Source organism: Haloterrigena salifodinae, from assembly GCF_003977755.1.
GTDB classification, from domain to species: domain Archaea; phylum Halobacteriota; class Halobacteria; order Halobacteriales; family Natrialbaceae; genus Haloterrigena; species Haloterrigena salifodinae.
On sequence record NZ_RQWN01000001.1, the window covers coordinates 447,833 to 461,768 of the forward strand.

17 protein-coding genes, 1 tRNA gene and 4 pseudogenes are annotated in these 13,936 nt (G+C 61.9%); 12 read left to right on the forward strand and 10 right to left on the reverse strand.

What is annotated here, in order from left to right; all coding sequences use genetic code 11:
- Positions 1–105 precede the first annotated feature (105 nt).
- Positions 106–279: a DUF7838 family putative zinc beta-ribbon protein gene (locus EH209_RS23830; protein WP_164721982.1), complete on the reverse strand. Its 174-nt coding sequence runs from the start codon at positions 277–279 to the stop codon at positions 106–108.
- A 147-nt stretch (positions 280–426) separates the two neighbouring features.
- Between EH209_RS23830 and EH209_RS02300 the strand changes: the two genes are divergently transcribed.
- The 3 genes from EH209_RS02300 to EH209_RS02310 all read left to right on the forward strand — a co-directional run bounded on the left by EH209_RS02300 (position 427) and on the right by EH209_RS02310 (position 1,457).
- The gene (locus tag EH209_RS02300; protein WP_126661361.1) at positions 427–960 is read left to right on the forward strand and encodes a cob(I)yrinic acid a,c-diamide adenosyltransferase; all 534 of its coding nucleotides are present in this window, start codon (positions 427–429) and stop codon (positions 958–960) included.
- 88 nt (positions 961–1,048) lie between these two features.
- Positions 1,049–1,342 (forward strand): DUF7553 family protein, encoded by a 294-nt coding sequence (locus EH209_RS02305; RefSeq protein WP_394343684.1) that lies wholly within the window; start codon positions 1,049–1,051, stop codon positions 1,340–1,342.
- A 40-nt stretch (positions 1,343–1,382) separates the two neighbouring features.
- A tRNA-Val gene (locus EH209_RS02310) sits at positions 1,383–1,457 on the forward strand.
- A 405-nt stretch (positions 1,458–1,862) separates the two neighbouring features.
- Here EH209_RS02310 and EH209_RS02315 read toward each other — a convergent pair.
- Both EH209_RS02315 and EH209_RS02320 read right to left on the reverse strand, forming a co-directional pair.
- Positions 1,863–2,459: a DsrE/DsrF/DrsH-like family protein gene (locus EH209_RS02315; protein WP_126661362.1), complete on the reverse strand. Its 597-nt coding sequence runs from the start codon at positions 2,457–2,459 to the stop codon at positions 1,863–1,865.
- A pseudogene (locus tag EH209_RS02320) lies at positions 2,459–2,620 on the reverse strand (sulfurtransferase TusA family protein); the annotation flags it as partial. The pseudogene EH209_RS02320 and the gene EH209_RS02315, both read right to left, overlap by 1 nt.
- Here EH209_RS02320 and EH209_RS24520 point away from each other — a divergent pair.
- From EH209_RS24520 to EH209_RS02335, 4 genes and pseudogenes are all read left to right on the forward strand, one after another.
- Positions 2,604–2,696: pseudogene (locus EH209_RS24520) on the forward strand (YeeE/YedE family protein); the annotation flags it as partial. The pseudogenes EH209_RS02320 and EH209_RS24520 overlap by 17 nt on opposite strands.
- Position 2,697: 1 nt before the next feature.
- On the forward strand, positions 2,698–3,159 hold the full coding sequence (locus EH209_RS02325) for a DUF6691 family protein (protein ID WP_343132678.1): 462 nt from the start codon (positions 2,698–2,700) through the stop codon (positions 3,157–3,159).
- A gap of 242 nt (positions 3,160–3,401) precedes the next feature.
- Positions 3,402–4,175: a 2-oxo acid dehydrogenase subunit E2 gene (locus EH209_RS02330; RefSeq protein ID WP_126661364.1), complete on the forward strand. Its 774-nt coding sequence runs from the start codon at positions 3,402–3,404 to the stop codon at positions 4,173–4,175.
- 106 nt (positions 4,176–4,281) lie between these two features.
- The gene (locus tag EH209_RS02335) at positions 4,282–5,295 is read left to right on the forward strand and encodes an Acg family FMN-binding oxidoreductase (RefSeq protein ID WP_126661365.1); all 1,014 of its coding nucleotides are present in this window, start codon (positions 4,282–4,284) and stop codon (positions 5,293–5,295) included.
- A gap of 101 nt (positions 5,296–5,396) precedes the next feature.
- On the opposite strand, the gene EH209_RS02340 is transcribed toward EH209_RS02335, so the two are convergent.
- A complete protein-coding gene (locus EH209_RS02340) occupies positions 5,397–5,753 on the reverse strand; it encodes an SHOCT domain-containing protein (protein WP_126661366.1) in 357 nt (118 codons plus the stop codon).
- Positions 5,754–5,891: 138 nt separating this feature from the next.
- Between EH209_RS02340 and EH209_RS02345 the strand changes: the two genes are divergently transcribed.
- Positions 5,892–6,341 (forward strand): hypothetical protein, encoded by a 450-nt coding sequence (locus tag EH209_RS02345; protein ID WP_126661367.1) that lies wholly within the window; start codon positions 5,892–5,894, stop codon positions 6,339–6,341.
- Positions 6,342–6,471: 130 nt separating this feature from the next.
- Here the strand turns inward: EH209_RS02345 and EH209_RS02350 are convergent, their stop codons facing one another.
- Positions 6,472–6,897, reverse strand: coding sequence for an EamA family transporter (locus tag EH209_RS02350; protein ID WP_008894769.1), 426 nt, complete (start codon positions 6,895–6,897; stop codon positions 6,472–6,474).
- Between the two features lie 600 nt (positions 6,898–7,497).
- Here EH209_RS02350 and EH209_RS02355 point away from each other — a divergent pair.
- The 4 genes and pseudogenes from EH209_RS02355 to EH209_RS02365 form a co-directional block, all read left to right on the forward strand.
- Entirely contained in the window at positions 7,498–8,163 is a 666-nt protein-coding gene (locus tag EH209_RS02355) for a helix-turn-helix domain-containing protein (protein WP_126661368.1), read from the forward strand.
- A gap of 371 nt (positions 8,164–8,534) precedes the next feature.
- Positions 8,535–8,702, forward strand: a pseudogene (locus EH209_RS02360) (DUF2270 domain-containing protein); the annotation flags it as partial.
- Positions 8,703–9,031: 329 nt separating this feature from the next.
- A complete protein-coding gene (locus tag EH209_RS23835; protein ID WP_164721983.1) occupies positions 9,032–9,172 on the forward strand; it encodes a hypothetical protein in 141 nt (46 codons plus the stop codon).
- Positions 9,173–9,214: 42 nt separating this feature from the next.
- Positions 9,215–9,694: pseudogene (locus EH209_RS02365) on the forward strand (MaoC family dehydratase); the annotation flags it as partial.
- 93 nt (positions 9,695–9,787) lie between these two features.
- Here the strand turns inward: EH209_RS02365 and EH209_RS02370 are convergent.
- From EH209_RS02370 to EH209_RS02385, 5 genes are all read right to left on the reverse strand, one after another.
- On the reverse strand, positions 9,788–10,195 hold the full coding sequence (locus EH209_RS02370) for a hypothetical protein (protein ID WP_126661370.1): 408 nt from the start codon (positions 10,193–10,195) through the stop codon (positions 9,788–9,790).
- Between the two features lie 118 nt (positions 10,196–10,313).
- Complete coding sequence (msrA, locus tag EH209_RS02375; protein ID WP_126661371.1) at positions 10,314–10,988, reverse strand: peptide-methionine (S)-S-oxide reductase MsrA; 675 nt, start codon at positions 10,986–10,988, stop codon at positions 10,314–10,316.
- Between the two features lie 94 nt (positions 10,989–11,082).
- Positions 11,083–11,226 (reverse strand): hypothetical protein, encoded by a 144-nt coding sequence (locus EH209_RS23840; protein WP_164721984.1) that lies wholly within the window; start codon positions 11,224–11,226, stop codon positions 11,083–11,085.
- Positions 11,227–11,492: 266 nt separating this feature from the next.
- Positions 11,493–12,431 carry a D-2-hydroxyacid dehydrogenase gene (locus EH209_RS02380; RefSeq protein ID WP_126662505.1) on the reverse strand — a complete coding sequence of 313 codons (939 nt, stop codon included), beginning with the start codon at positions 12,429–12,431 and terminating at the stop codon, positions 11,493–11,495.
- A 237-nt stretch (positions 12,432–12,668) separates the two neighbouring features.
- Positions 12,669–13,724 carry an FAS1-like dehydratase domain-containing protein gene (locus EH209_RS02385; protein ID WP_126661372.1) on the reverse strand — a complete coding sequence of 352 codons (1,056 nt, stop codon included), beginning with the start codon at positions 13,722–13,724 and terminating at the stop codon, positions 12,669–12,671.
- Between the last annotated feature and the right edge of the window lie 212 nt (positions 13,725–13,936).

Consider the following 13,936-nt stretch of genomic DNA (forward strand, 5'->3'; position numbering starts at 1 on the left):
TTGAGTTCGAGGTCGGTCGGTTCCGAAGGCGGTGGCTACCCGAGTTCGAGTCACCAACGGTCGAAAAACGGATACGGAATCGAAATCGTCGCGTCTGGCCGTCAGTTACGCGCTCGAGTCGACGGCGGTGCCGTTGTCGCCGATCTTCACGAAGCCGTAGTCACACTCCGGGCAGTGCCACTTGACCTTTTCGCCGAGGTGCAGCGTCGTGCTCGCCGCGCGGTAGAAGGTCCGTTCGGTGCCGCAGTTCGGGCACTCGTGATCGAGTTCCATGGCCATGCGCGGCGATTGGGCGCCGCGGGTGTAAAACGTACTGGTTGCGCCACGGCGGGCGTCCGAACCCGTTCGGCCCGTCGACGTTTCGTCCATTCGAGCGCTCGAGCGGCGCCGGCAGGGATTAAGTGCGTCTCGTCCGTGCACACGGACATGTCGATCTACACAGGTCGCGGCGATGACGGGCAGACGGATCTCCGGGACATGAGCCGCGTCTCGAAGGCCAGTCCGCGCATCGAAGCCTACGGCACCGTCGACGAGCTCAACGCCCTCGTCGGGACGATCCGACCGACCGGCCACGATGACGTCGACGAACGACTCCGGGAGATCCAGAACCACCTCCACGTCGTCCAGGCCGACTTCGCGAACCCCGATCCCGACGAGGACGACCCCGCGATCCGCGCCGACCACATCGAGACCGTCGAGGACTGGATCGACGAGTACGACGAGGAACTCGAGCCCCTGCGGTCGTTCATCCTGCCGACCGGCAGCGAGCGCGGCGCGCAACTCCACCACGCCAGAACCGTCTGCCGGCGCGCCGAGCGCCGGGCGGTCGCGCTGGCCGCGGAGGAGGAGATTAACGAACAGGCCGTCCAGTACCTGAACCGGCTCTCGGACGGCCTGTTCACCTTCGGCCGCGTCGTCAACGCCCGCGACGGCGAACCGGAAGAGTCACCTCAGTACTGATTTCGTGGATCCGGCTCCTCAAGGCCAGTGACGGCCGATTCGCGTTTCTGTCCCCTGCGAAAGGGCTATATCGACTGCTCGCCTCTCTATGGAAGAGAATCACATGAACAAACACTTCCACGACAGCCGGTACTATCTTGCTCGCTCAGCCGAACACGCGAAACTCGGACTCGGCGAGACGCTCACGCCCTACGCGACGCGGCTCCGCGCGGCCGTCGGCCGGGACGAAGAGCCGGAGGCGGAACCGACCCGCCTCGAGGCGGTCCGCGAGGAATTACTGGACCTCGAGCGGAAAGCCGAGGCACAGGCCCGTGAAGCGACTGGGAGCGCTCGAGGGGCGCTCTCGAGGTCCGGAGCGGACGAGTCCGCCGACGGACGGTGAAAGGAAGTCTTAAGTTGGACCCGCCGATACAACCCTCTGCGGGTTGGTGATCTAGTCCGGTTATGATACCTCCTTCACACGGAGGAAGTCGGCAGTTCAAATCTGCCCCAACCCACTACTTCTGTCGCGAACAACCTCGTGAGCGACAGAATCGTGACGATGGGCAGATTTGAATCAGGGAGTGAAGCGAAGCGGAACGACCGTGGTTCAAATCTGCCACAACCCATACGAACTACGTACGGATTGTAACCGTACTTTCTCCGGCGTTCCAGGCCTTGTACCGGCCAGGTTGGCGTTTTAGGTAAGGTTTCAGGATTGTAGAACCCACTCAGTCGTTGCACGGAGGGTCGTCTCCGTCTGGGAATCCGGCTAAATGATTTACTCCGGTGCACACAGCAAGTGTCGATGCTGGCACTACCGGCAGTGGTCGGTCAGTACGGCGCCGGCATCCTCGGTCTGTAATCGCCTCAAGGACACACGGACCCGGCTTCGAGAGCGCGGGTCTCGTCTCGTTCATGGACTAGACCAAGAGCTGGATGTCGGATTCGGCCATATGTTGCAGCGCGGTAGCCGCGCCGACGCCGGTCGTGACGCCGTCGTAAAAGTCGTCCTCGTCGTAGTCCATCAGTTCGATCGTCATCTGGCACGCCTGCAGATCGACGCCGCTCTCGAGCGAGAGATCGATCAACTCCTCGATGGTGGCGGTCCCGTTTTCGTCGATTTTCTTCTGCATCATCTTCGTGGCCATCGTGTCCATGCCGGGGAGCGCGGCGACGGCGTTCGGGACCGGCATGTTGGGATTACCGACGGCGCTCAGCTTGAGGGTCTTCGATTTCTCCTCGTGGAGGATATCGAGTCCCCAGAACGTGTGGAAGACGACGACCTCCCAGCCGAACGCGGCCGCAGTACTCGCGAGGATCAGCGGCGGATACGCCATGTCGAAGCTTCCCTGCGTCGCGACGATGGTCATCTTCTTCTGATCGCCGCCCGCGTTCGCCTCCGCGACCGATTCCTCTAATTCCTCGACGCGCTCGCGCAACGCCTGCAGTTCGGCGGCGTCGAACTCGGGTTCAGCACCCGGTTCGTCGACTGGCGTCGTTTGGTTGTCCGTGCTCATTATTCCGTTTTCTCTACGTAGTGGGTGTAGAGGCCGTCGGCTTCCTCCTGTTCGAGGAGTTCGACGCCGTCGGTACCCTCCGCCCAGCCGCGAATGTCGCTCATGCTACCCGAGTCCGTCGCGACAACTTCGAGGACGTCGCCAGCCTCGAGAACGTCGATCGTTGGCGTGATAACGTTCCTGACGGTCGCGATCGTGACAGCTCAGATCGTCCAAGCGATGGGAGTAAGTCCGTAACGTGAATCAAAACCGTCATCCGCTGTTCATGCCGCTGATACTCGTTGGCGGCTTGATCTTCGGATTCGGACTGGCGTACAGCCACATGGCCCGGCCCGAAGTCGTGCTGGACTTCCTCCAGTTCAGCGACTTCGGACTGCTGTTCGTCATGTTCGGCGCAGCGATCGTTTCCGGGATCGCCTTCGCGGTCGTGCCCCGGATACGCGACAGCGCACCGCTGACGGGCGACGTATACGGCCGCCGACTGAAGCCGTTCGATCGGAACGTCCTGATCGGTGGCGGGATCTTCGGCGTCGGCTGGGGTCTCTCGGGGATCTGCCCCGGCGCCGCCTACGCCAGCCTCGGGATCGGCAACGTCACGATCCTGTGGGTGGTCGTCGGTATGTTCGCCGGTGCGTACCTACAGGGCGTCTGGCGCGGCAAGCGCGCCGCGGCCGACGCCGCCCCGGCGGGTGCCGACTAACGCCGTTCGAATTTCGTGTTTCGTGACCGAGGCGGAGGCTTTTCGCACGCTACTGAATCCGGTAACGATACTGTTGGTCGCCACCGCAGCCGTCGCGAGCCTGTTCATGGCCCGAGTGATCAGATCGGACTGATGGCGATCGGTATCTACACCGGCTATCCGAACGCGACCGCGTTTGGTCGTGACTTCGAGGCGAGTCGGTGTGAACCAAGAGGTATGGTCCTTCCTTCCATAGAGGCCTTATGGACGAGCAGGGCGAGGCAGTCGAGCCACTCCCTCTCCAGCGTCGAGGGACGATCGACTATATGCGGGTAGCCGGCCGGCGCAGCGTCGTTCACGGACTCGTCGAGGTCGACATAACTGAGGCCCGACAACGCATCCGCGAGCGAAAAGAGGAAACGGGAGAGGGCCTCTCGTTCACTGCGTTTCTCATGTACTGTCTGGCGCGAGCGATCGAAGACCATCCGCACGTACAGGCGTACCGCGACTGGCGGGGGCGGCTTGTCTCGTTCGACGACGTCGACGTAAACGTGATCATCGAAACGGCGATCGATGGTGAGCGCATCGGCGTCCCCCACGTCGTCAGGGCGGCGAATCGCCGGTCACTACAGTCGATTCACGAGGAGATTCGAACGAGACAGCGGAACCCGGACGGGGGAACGCAGCCGCCGTGGGCGTCCCTGGCGATGCGGCTTCCCGGGGTCGTCCGGCGACAATTCTGGCGACTTCCGCAGTTGTTTCCACGAGGCTGGAAACGTATCGCGGGCACAGTCGCCGTAACGTCCGTGGGAATGTTCGGCGAGGGCGGCGGCTGGGGGATCAGTCCGACGAACTACACGCTCCAGCTAACGGTCGGCGGGATCGCCACCAAGCCGGGTGTCGTCGACGAGGAGATCGAACCCCGAGAGTACCTCAGTCTCACAGTAACGTTCGACCACGATGTGGTCGACGGGGCGCCCGCTGCGCGGTTCGTCCAGCGGTTGACGGAACTTCTCGAGGATGCTCACGGGCTCTGAGAGGCCACTCGTCGATCGTCCCGTTGAACGGAACTAGCGTCGTCGCAGAGAGTTCCGTCAGCGAACCGATCCGGAGCGTTATGTCCCCTGTCGGTGACATCGCCTCATGAATTCGGACGAGTTAACCACCGCAGTCTGGGAGATAGATGAGGACGAGTTTCCATCCGACGGGTCGATCCGAGAACGGGCGCAGTTCCTGCTTCGATACGCGATCCTCGCTCCGTCCAGTCACAACTCGCAGCCGTGGCGATTTGCCGTACACGACGATCGAATCCGGATTTTCGCCGACGAGACGCGGTGGCTCGAGGTGGCCGATCACGACAAACGCGAGTTACAGATCAGCCTCGGCTGCGCCATCGAGAACCTCTGTATTGCAGCAGCCCACTTCGGATTCGGTTATCGAATCGAGTACGACGATGCCGGCGATGGGGACCCCATCGCCACCGTAACGCTTCATCCAGACGCGACCCCATCGAATACCCGACCACCGGGACTGTTCGACCAACTCACGGAGCGATATACGAGCCACGACCTATTCGAAGAGCGGCCGCTTTCGCAGTTCACGCGCGATATCCTCCGTCAGTGTGTCTTCGACAGCGACGTTTCGCTCCACTTGATCGAAGACTCGGACCGGAAGCGATCGATCGGGGAGTTACAGGCCGCGGCGGATCTGCGTCTGATGGACGACCGAGAGTACCGGAAAGAACTCGGCTATTGGCTCGGGATCGGCGCACTGGGCCAGTCGTGGCTTACGGCTCGTATTGCACAAGCGGTCGTGATCGCTTTTGACCTCGGGAATCGCGAAAGTCAGAATAATTCGAAGCTGATTCGCAGCGCTCCCGTCCTCGGACTCCTCGTCACGGAGACCGATGCTCCAGCAGCACGGATCAAAACCGGGCGAGTATACGAACGGGTGGCGCTCGCTGCCAGTGCTAACTCGGTTGCCACGCACCCGATGAGCCAAATTCTGGAACTTCCGGAAAAACGAGACGAGCTCGGGACTCTGGCAGCGATCGGCGATGGTGTTCCGCAGCATCTGTTCCGATTAGGGTATACAGATGAACCGACGGATCACATGCCGCGATGGCCACTCGAGAAGGTACTCTCGACGCAACCGTGACGTTCAGCGAATGCTCGTACCGACCAGGGAAGCCCGACCGCTAACGGGGAACTGCCGGCCAGAAGTGGCGTCGTCCGACCCGGAACGCGTCCACCAGCGTACTACCGGTCTCGTTGCAAGCGTTCGCGGCGCTCCTCGAACTCCTCGTCCGTGAGGTCGCCGCGGGCGTAGGCGGTTCTCAGTTCCTCGAGTGCGGGATCCGTCCGTTGCCCGCTGGACTGGCGAACCGCGCTGTACAGGAGATACCCGAGGCCGAGAAGCAACAGTAACGGAACAATCGACATGAGGAGCCACATCCACGTGGCTCCGGTGCCGTCCCACATCCCGCCGTTCCACATGTGGCCCCCACCCCAGACGCCCATCAGCGGCATCGCGAGAGCCATCATGAGAACCGGTACGAGAAGAATCACAGCGATGATGATCACCAGCGTTCGAAGCAGGGCATCGTCGGTTACCATACGCTAAAATCCGATCGCAATGGTATTGAATCGTCGGGTGAACCCCAACTGCCGCGGTCCTACCGACTATCCGCTACGGGCGGATCGATCGGCCTCTCCCGACGGCCACTCTCGAGCGTCGGGTTCGACGAGCCCTTCGTGAAGCGTCTTGAGGTAGGCGCGTATCTCGACAGCGGGTCCTACAACGAGGACTCGGCGCGTGCGCGTAGTGAATTCGGTGACCTCGGCTGGATGATGCAGGCAAAACAGAGCGCGAACAAGATAGACGAGATGATGGACGGCACCATCGAGAACGAGAAGGACTGGCGGGCCACGACGTGGGGCGTGAGCGACGTTCCGACGCGTCACGACCTCTGGGTGATGGAGTCAGAGAAGAAGTCGAAGCTGTACAAGGAGAATCCCAACGACCCGAAGGACGAGATGCCGTTGACGCCGTTGGAACTAGCCGACGACTTCCGGCCGAGATGGGGAATCGAGACCAGCTATCGGACGTTGAAGGAAAATTTCCTAGCGAAGTCACCTCGAAGCGGCACTACATCCGCGTACAGGTGTTCTACTTCGCAATCCTTTGGTACGATCTGTGGCTGACCGCGAAAGCGCGCCGATGAACGCGACCAGACAACCGTCGAACGCCTCCCATCTGTCAGTCGCGTCTTAGACGCGCCTTGACTCGCTTCTTGAGAGTGCTATCCCATGCCCAACAATTGCGTAGGCTACTCTATCGAGTAACCAAGATGATCCCAATAACTGCGAACGCTATCCCAGCAAATCTCGTTATCGTAACTTCGTCTCCGAGAATGACCATACCGATGAGAGCCGCGACGACGAAGTACATCGCACCGAGAGTAGAGATGACGGTTGTTGACCCCCCGGAAAGACCGATGTACATCGAAATCAGACCTGTTCCGGTGAACAATCCGGCAGTGCCAGCGAGCAGTCCTCCTCTCGCAGTAATGGCAAGCGATGCGTCTGAAACGAGGATGTATCCGAGTGCAAGGGGTCCCGCAACAAGATAGGTGATTGCAGCGGCTGTCCTCGGGTCGATAGACTCCGACGCAGCGTTGCCCAAGACTACCCAAATTCCCCAAGCGACCATTGTAATCGAACCAAAGAACACAGCCGAATCTATCTCAGGGAACTCCATCATGGTGATTCAACGGAATAGTCGAATAGCGACACCCAGAGACGCTCGAAGCGACTGGTATCGAACGGTGGGGTGACTCCGGCGGGGAGGTGGAATTTCGGTTCAGTGTCACTGCCTCGGTCATCGGCATGATATCTCTGTGCCATACATACTACATACCGACCGTGCCAGCATTGGTCTCTCTCTTAATCGAATAATCCATTTATATCGGGTCTAGGAGACTCCACGCATCCCTGACCGCTTTTGCGGGTTGCTCGGTGGATGCAGTGAGGACGACGAGGGCAAGCAAAAAGGATGATTATCGCCCCGAGAACTCCACGAGAGATTTCGATGCACTTTATCCTCGTTCTGAGCAGTGTACCACCAACTCCGCCGGACCGCTCTCTTATATTGTCCCCAGCAGCCTCCGTTTCACTGGCCCATAGAACAGCGCCCGACTGCTGAACGCAGACGCTGTCTGTAGTGTTTCGCTGACTTTGATTCGGAGCCCAATACCGATTTTTACACAGCCTCTGTATAAAGTAAACTGATTATGATAGTCCCTAGGGGATTTGCCAAATATACATGTTCATATATTAAAAACACCTACCCGATAGAACAGTGACCGATATTAAAGCAGTCGTCCGAGTCGAGCACCCTGACATAGTGCTCACAAAGACAGTCACTCACGACCAGAGTTCGAAAGTCGAGTCAGTGTTAGAGGCAGGAACTGACCCGACATCGGGGAAATTCTTCTATCGAATACAGTCATCTGATTTCCGCCAGTTCGAAGACGGATTGCGGAATGATCACACCATCGGCGAGTTTGAACGAGTTATTGAAACCAGAGACGAGAAAGCGATCTATAGCTTCGAGTATACAGACGAAGCGAAGATCATCTCCCCAGTTATTTCGACCGCGAACGGTATCATACTCGATATGAAGAACGACGGAAACGGTTGGATTCTAACAGTATGGATGCCCGACCGGACGAATCTGGCCCCTCTATGGGACTATGCAGAACAGAACGACATTGATATCGAGTTACTGCGCGTGAACGAATACGCTAGTTTAGGGAATACGGACGCGGGGTTGACTGATAGCCAACGAGAGGCACTTCTCGTCGCACTCGACACAGGGTATTTCGAAGACCCACGGAACGCAACTCTCAGCGACGTCGCCGCTAATTTGGATATCTCTCAACCTGCAGCCAGTGGTCTCCTTCGACGTGGGACCAAACGACTCATTATTTCTTCTCTGACAGATGACGGCGAAAAGCCAGATTGATCAACGGCTACTCGATGCAGTGGCGACGATCTCACCCTGTGGGCACGATGTGTCTTCGTCAGCGTCCTAGGGTGAGTGTCATGACCGAAACGCGCTCTGTATTCAGCACGCCGCGAATACCATCTATCGAAGCTGGCAGCATCGTTGGCAGTCAATATGCAACTATACCTCGCTGATCGCGAATGGCGTCGTCGTCGGCAAGGACATCACGAAGGGGCGACGGATGCGCCGGCAAGTGATACCATCAGAATTTCATACTTAGTTCAATCGCACCACGGCGTTCATCGATGCTACTGTCAGAAATAGTCGGCCTGAATCCGCTCCAGCGGAACTAATATTGTACGTTCGACCCAATCGAAACCATGGCTTCGATGGACCGAGAGTCGGCCGAAGACGACGATCCGACCGACGCTGAGTATCGCGAGATCGGCCGCGGATTGTTGGAGGCGGAGATGGGACCGAGCTCAAGTCTGTCACACCTCTACCGAGGGGAAATTCACCGGATGAAGTTCTGGCGCGAATGGCTCGACCGAACGACCTACTGAGCGACCGTCATCATTATAAGGAAAAGAGTAGTGAAGATAGAGAATCACCACTCCAAATGAGAGGAATCTAAATTCTTCCCTCGTGTCGGTTCACAGCTGGCCTTGTAGATCCACTTCACCACTTCCTTACGAACTGCTCACGTGACAGACACACAATCGCAGATGGATCGGGTGCGACGGAATCCATAACTGACGTATTTCAGTGAGGCGGTCCCGTTCAGCGGCCCGTTGGACGCCATCCAACCACCGATCTATCGGGCCGATGGACCGTCTGTTCTCACTCAGGACGAACGCTTAAGACCGGCCTCGTTGGATGTTACAGTATGGCATACCGGATCCAGTGTGACAGTTGCGATCTCGAGCGCGAGTGTACCGACTGGCCAGACGCCAACCGCGACGCCAGGGACCACGAGGCCGAGCACCCCGACCACTGGGTGACGATTCACGAGTTACAGCGGGCCTGACACCGTCGCTCGGTACCTGGCGGCGATTCCGCTTTCCATAGTCTCTTGTTCGCACGCCACACTGACAGCAGTATGCAGTACTACGAGGATATCGAGGTCGGCGAGACACAAGAGTGCGGCGAGTACACCGTCACGAAGGAGGAAATTCTCGAGTTCGCCGAGCAGTACGATCCGCAGCCGTTTCACACCGACGAGGAGGCGGCCGCGGAGTCCGCGTTCGGCGAACTCGTCGCCTCTGGGTGGCACACCGCGTCGATCTGCATGCGGCTGCTCGTCGACGGCTCGATCCAGGACCAGGCCAGCATGGGCGCTCGCGGCGTGGACGAACTCCGCTGGAACCGGCCCGTCAGGCCCGGCGATACGCTGTCGGTTCGGACGGAGGTCGTCGACAAGCGTGTCTCCGAGAGCGATCCCAAGCGCGGCTACGTCGACAGCCGCCTCGAAGGGATCAACCAGCACGACGAGGTCGTCATCTCCTGGGTCGGACTGGGAATGGTCGAGCGCCGAAACCCCGACGCGTAGCCGGCCCGCGAAGCGCAGTCACAGCAGTATTCCGGAGTCTGGATCCGACGTAGCGCTAGCGAAGGGACCACGCCATCGACCACCAACGGCACCTCATTCAGTCGGGCCCGCCTCGAGGTGGGCGCCGAGAATCGCCGTCTGAACCGTCCGCAGGTCGGCGTCCTGAATGGTGGCGGCGGCCCGGAACCGCTCGCGAACGTCGGCGACTCGAGTCGGGTCGGCCGCGAGGTGGACGAGATCGAACGCGTCGGGAGCGGTCCGTTCGGCGGCCGCGAAATCCGCCCGGTCGTAGAGGTCGGCGAAGGAGTCCAGCACGCCCGCGACGAGGTCGTCGGTCGCGTCGGCGCCCGGATCGCCGACGGGGACCGAATCCGCGGTCTCCTCGAAGTAGGCCTCGACGTCGAGGACGCCCGCTTCGTCGTATAGATACTCCTCGAGCGCGTCGGTCACTGGCGCCGAGAGGTAGACTCCGAACACCTTGTATCGGTCGTCACCGGTCATAGCCGGTGTTCGGCCCCGAGATACAAATAAGGACGATTAACGGTCGACTCGAGGCCGCGGGCCGCAACGAGAAACTGCCGCGACCGCGATCGCACGCGCTGCCGAAATTATCGCTCTGTCAGAACCGCCGTCGGAGCTCCATCCGCACCGTCGGCGGGAGGTCGAGCGCCGCCAGCAGTTCGTCCCGTTGGGCCGGGTCACCGTGTCCGGCGGCGAACCCGTTCAGTCGGGCGACGACCGTCGAGTCGACGAACGCGTCGCCGTACAGCGCCTCGAGTTCGTCGCCGACGACCGGCGTCGAGCGAAGTTCGTACTTCTGGTGGTACTCCTCGGCGCGGGTGAACGACTCGAGCCGTTCGACGTCGGTCGCGGCCGACCGTCCGGCTCGGTCCTCGAGCGCAGTGCGCCGGCGGACGGCGGTCTCGTACTGGTCGTCGTCATGTGCGAGGACGATGCTTCGATACTGGCGTTTCGGTGCCGTCGACGCCCAGTCGTGGGTCGACCAGTAGGTCTCGAGCAGGTCCTCGTACGACAGTTCGTCCGGGTCGTACTCGAGCTGGACGACTTCGGTGTGGTCGCCGAGCGCGTAGTAGCTGGGCTCCGGCGTCGTGCCGCCGGCGTAGCCGACGCGCGTTCGGACGACGCCCTCGAGCGCGCCGAAGCGTGCATCGGGGCCCCAGAAACAGCCCGCGCCGAACGTCGCCGTCTCCGTCTCGCTCGGCGGCACCGTTCCGGCGTCGCGCTCGAGGGACTGGATCGTCGACGCCGTCCGGCTCGCGTTCGAATCGGCCATATCGAATCGAGGAGCTCGAGACAGATGCGTTCGTCGCCGGACCCGTCGGTCGTGCACCCGTGTGTCTCGACTATCCGTCCGCCTTCGGCCCCGCTCAGAACTCGTAGTGAGCGATTTCCGTCGAGCCGCAGGTCGAACACGCCTCGGGCTCGTGATCGAATTTCTCGCCGCAGTTCCGGCACTCGTAGAGCTCTCCCTCGTCACCGACGAACTGCTTAATTTTCGTAACGACCCCCATCCATCCACTCGTTCGGGAGAGACGACCATTAATCAACGGGCCAGCATTGTTCTGGAGGCGTCACGTCCGATAATAGTCACGAACGTCAATATCTCGTGGGAGCCCCAGCGGTCGCGCGTCTCGCCGGAGCGACCGGCGGCACTCGCGCGGATTCTCGAGGCGATGGGTCTGATGAAACCAAACCGATCCAATACGGGTGCCACTCGAGTGTGACGTGAGTCATCGCGAACGGCACCGCATAGATGCCCGGTCGGGCAAAAAGGCGTTCAGACGACGCGATTCTCGAGGGGCTCGCCCGCCTGAAATCGATCGTAGTTTCGCAGGAAGACGTCGGCGCACCGCTCCCAGTAGTGGGGGGTCGAGCCCGCCATGTGGGGCGTCACGAGCACGTCGTCGCGATCCCACAGCGGCGACGACTTGGGAAGGGGCTCCTCCTCGAAGACGTCGAGCGCGGCGCCGCCGAGGTCGTCCGCCTCGAGTGAGTCGACGAGCGCCGACTGCTCGACGACCTCACCGCGGGCGACGTTGACGAGCACCGCGTCGTCGGGAAGCGTCGCCAGCGCGTCGGCGTCGATCAGTCCGCGGGTCTCGTCGGTCAGCGGACAGGCGAGGACGAGGTAGTCGCTGACCTCGAGGACGGACTCGAGGTCGTCCGGTCCGTAGACGGCGTCCAGCACCGCGGGCGCGTCCGTTGGATCGCGTTTCGTCCCGACGACGCGAGCGTCGAAGGCGGTGCAGTAGTCGGCGACCTGCGAGCCGATCGCGCCGACGCCGACGATGCCGATCGTTCGATCGCCGAGTTCGCGGCCGCCGTGGCGCTCCCACTCGCGCCGGCGCTGCTTGGCGATCGCCCGATCGAACCGGCGTTCGAAGTGGAGCAGATACCCCAGTACCTGCTGGCCGATCGGCTGCGCATGGATGCCTGACACCGACGTCAGGGCGACGTCCCGCGCGCCGAGGGCGTCGTAATCGTATTCGTCGGTGCCCGCGCTGAGCGCCTGCACCCAGCGCAGGTTCTCGGCCGCGTCCAGCACGTCCTCGGGGAGCTGGCTGGTCACGATGACCTCGGCGTCGGCCGCCGCCTCGAGCACCTCGGCGTCGTCCGCGACGTGCTCGAGGTCGATCCCGGGCCGACGGTCGCGAATCTCGGCGACCAGATCCGAACCGCCCCCATCGACCACGTGCGGCGGGACGACGACGGTCATCGACCGGAGCCCCCGTACTCGGTCTCGCATCGGACGCGTGTGGCGACTCTCGATCGATGACGGTGTGGGCGTACGCGCATGTTCGTGTCGGTCGTTGCGCCGACGACGACAAAATAGTACGCGTCGGCACTCGCCACGCCGCCGTCGGCCCGTCGCGATCGTCGTCTCGGGGCGGCCGTCGCGCCACTCAGGAGAGTCCGCCGTACGAGACGAGCCCCCTCCGAGGTCCGCGGCCGCTCACTCCTCGAGCGACGCCGTCGCGGATCCCGTCAGCAGCGTCTCGCCGTGCTGGTTGGTCGCCTCGAGGGCGACCTCGACGACGCCCTCCTCGGCGCGGACTGATTCGAGTTCGCCGGTCGCGACGATCGTATCGCCGGGGAAAACCCGCGACTGGAAGCGCACGCCGAAGGCGGCGATCGACTCGAGGCCGAACCAGTCGGTGACGACGCGGGAGGCGACGCCGGCGGTGAACATGCCCTGGCCGAAGACGCTCTCGTTGCCCGCCCCGCGAGCGTAGGGCTCGTCGTAGTGAATCGGGTTGAAGTCGCCGCTCGCGCCGGCGTACTTCACGAAGTGCTTGCGCTCGAGGTCGTCGACGATCACCGTCGGACCGCCGTCGCCGACGTCGACTCCGTCGACCGAGCGAACGGTATCAACCGCCTCGGCGGCCGGAACTCGTCCGCCGTTAGCCGTCGGTTCCGGATCGACGGTCGCGTCGATGTCAGCGTCACCGTCGTTCGAGTCCGTCTGCGGTTCGCCGTTGCCGGCATCGTCGTCGCCGCTGGCGTCGTCGTCTCCCTCGTCATCCACGGCGCCGGCGGTCTCGATAGCAGTTGCGCGGTCGGTGAGCACGAGGTCCCCGTTCTCGTCTCGATACTCGGTCTCGTAGACGGCGAAGGTCATCGAGCCGGCTCGGCCGCCGTCGCGCTGGTAGACATCGGTCAGCGTGGTCGTCCCAGTCAGGACGTCGCCGACGAACAGCGGTCGCTCGTACTCGTAGGCCTGCTCGCCGTGGAGGACGTACTCGGGCCGGAAGCCGAGGTCGAAGCCGTACCCCTCGAGGCCGTCGGGGCGATACCGCGGAAACCGGCTCACGCGAGCGTACGTCAGTGGCGCCGGAACGGCCTCGTAGCCCCGTTCTCGAGCGACGCTCTCGTCGCGAAAGAGCGGGTCGGAATCCGTGATCGCCCGCGCGAACTCCTCGACCTTGCCGCGCTCGATCCGGAACTCCTCGACGGTTGTCCGGGAGTCGCCGACCATCGCCTCGAGTTCCGAGAGGGGCTTAGTCGGCACGGGAACCACCTCGAGCGATCCGTTCGCGGGCGGGGTCGAGCGCGTGGTTCCGGCCGATCGGTCGCCAGCTCGAGTCAGGCGATCCGTGTACCATTTTCGTGACGGTTCGGTAACTGAACGCATAACTGTGTCCCTCGCCGGTGGTCGGCGCTCTCCCGGCAATACCGTCCCACCGGGCGCGTTTCCGCGATCGTTCACACCGTATTGTAATG

Bases quoted from the DNA above. Each gene is read 5' to 3' on its own strand.
- EH209_RS02305 (WP_394343684.1), top strand. From the start codon at position 1,049: ATGGAAGAGAATCACATGAACAAACACTTCCACGACAGCCGGTACTAT.
- EH209_RS23835 (WP_164721983.1), top strand. From the start codon at position 9,032: ATGGCATACCGGATCCAGTGTGACAGTTGCGATCTCGAGCGCGAGTGT.
- EH209_RS02380 (WP_126662505.1), bottom strand. From the start codon at position 12,431: ATGACCGTCGTCGTCCCGCCGCACGTGGTCGATGGGGGCGGTTCGGAT.
- msrA (WP_126661371.1), bottom strand. From the start codon at position 10,988: ATGGCCGATTCGAACGCGAGCCGGACGGCGTCGACGATCCAGTCCCTC.
- EH209_RS23830 (WP_164721982.1), bottom strand. From the start codon at position 279: ATGGCCATGGAACTCGATCACGAGTGCCCGAACTGCGGCACCGAACGG.
- EH209_RS02370 (WP_126661370.1), bottom strand. From the start codon at position 10,195: ATGACCGGTGACGACCGATACAAGGTGTTCGGAGTCTACCTCTCGGCG.
- EH209_RS23840 (WP_164721984.1), bottom strand. From the start codon at position 11,226: ATGGGGGTCGTTACGAAAATTAAGCAGTTCGTCGGTGACGAGGGAGAG.
- EH209_RS02335 (WP_126661365.1), top strand. From the start codon at position 4,282: ATGAATTCGGACGAGTTAACCACCGCAGTCTGGGAGATAGATGAGGAC.
- EH209_RS02350 (WP_008894769.1), bottom strand. From the start codon at position 6,897: ATGGAGTTCCCTGAGATAGATTCGGCTGTGTTCTTTGGTTCGATTACA.
- EH209_RS02340 (WP_126661366.1), bottom strand. From the start codon at position 5,753: ATGGTAACCGACGATGCCCTGCTTCGAACGCTGGTGATCATCATCGCT.
- EH209_RS02330 (WP_126661364.1), top strand. From the start codon at position 3,402: ATGGACGAGCAGGGCGAGGCAGTCGAGCCACTCCCTCTCCAGCGTCGA.
- EH209_RS02315 (WP_126661362.1), bottom strand. From the start codon at position 2,459: ATGAGCACGGACAACCAAACGACGCCAGTCGACGAACCGGGTGCTGAA.
- EH209_RS02300 (WP_126661361.1), top strand. From the start codon at position 427: ATGTCGATCTACACAGGTCGCGGCGATGACGGGCAGACGGATCTCCGG.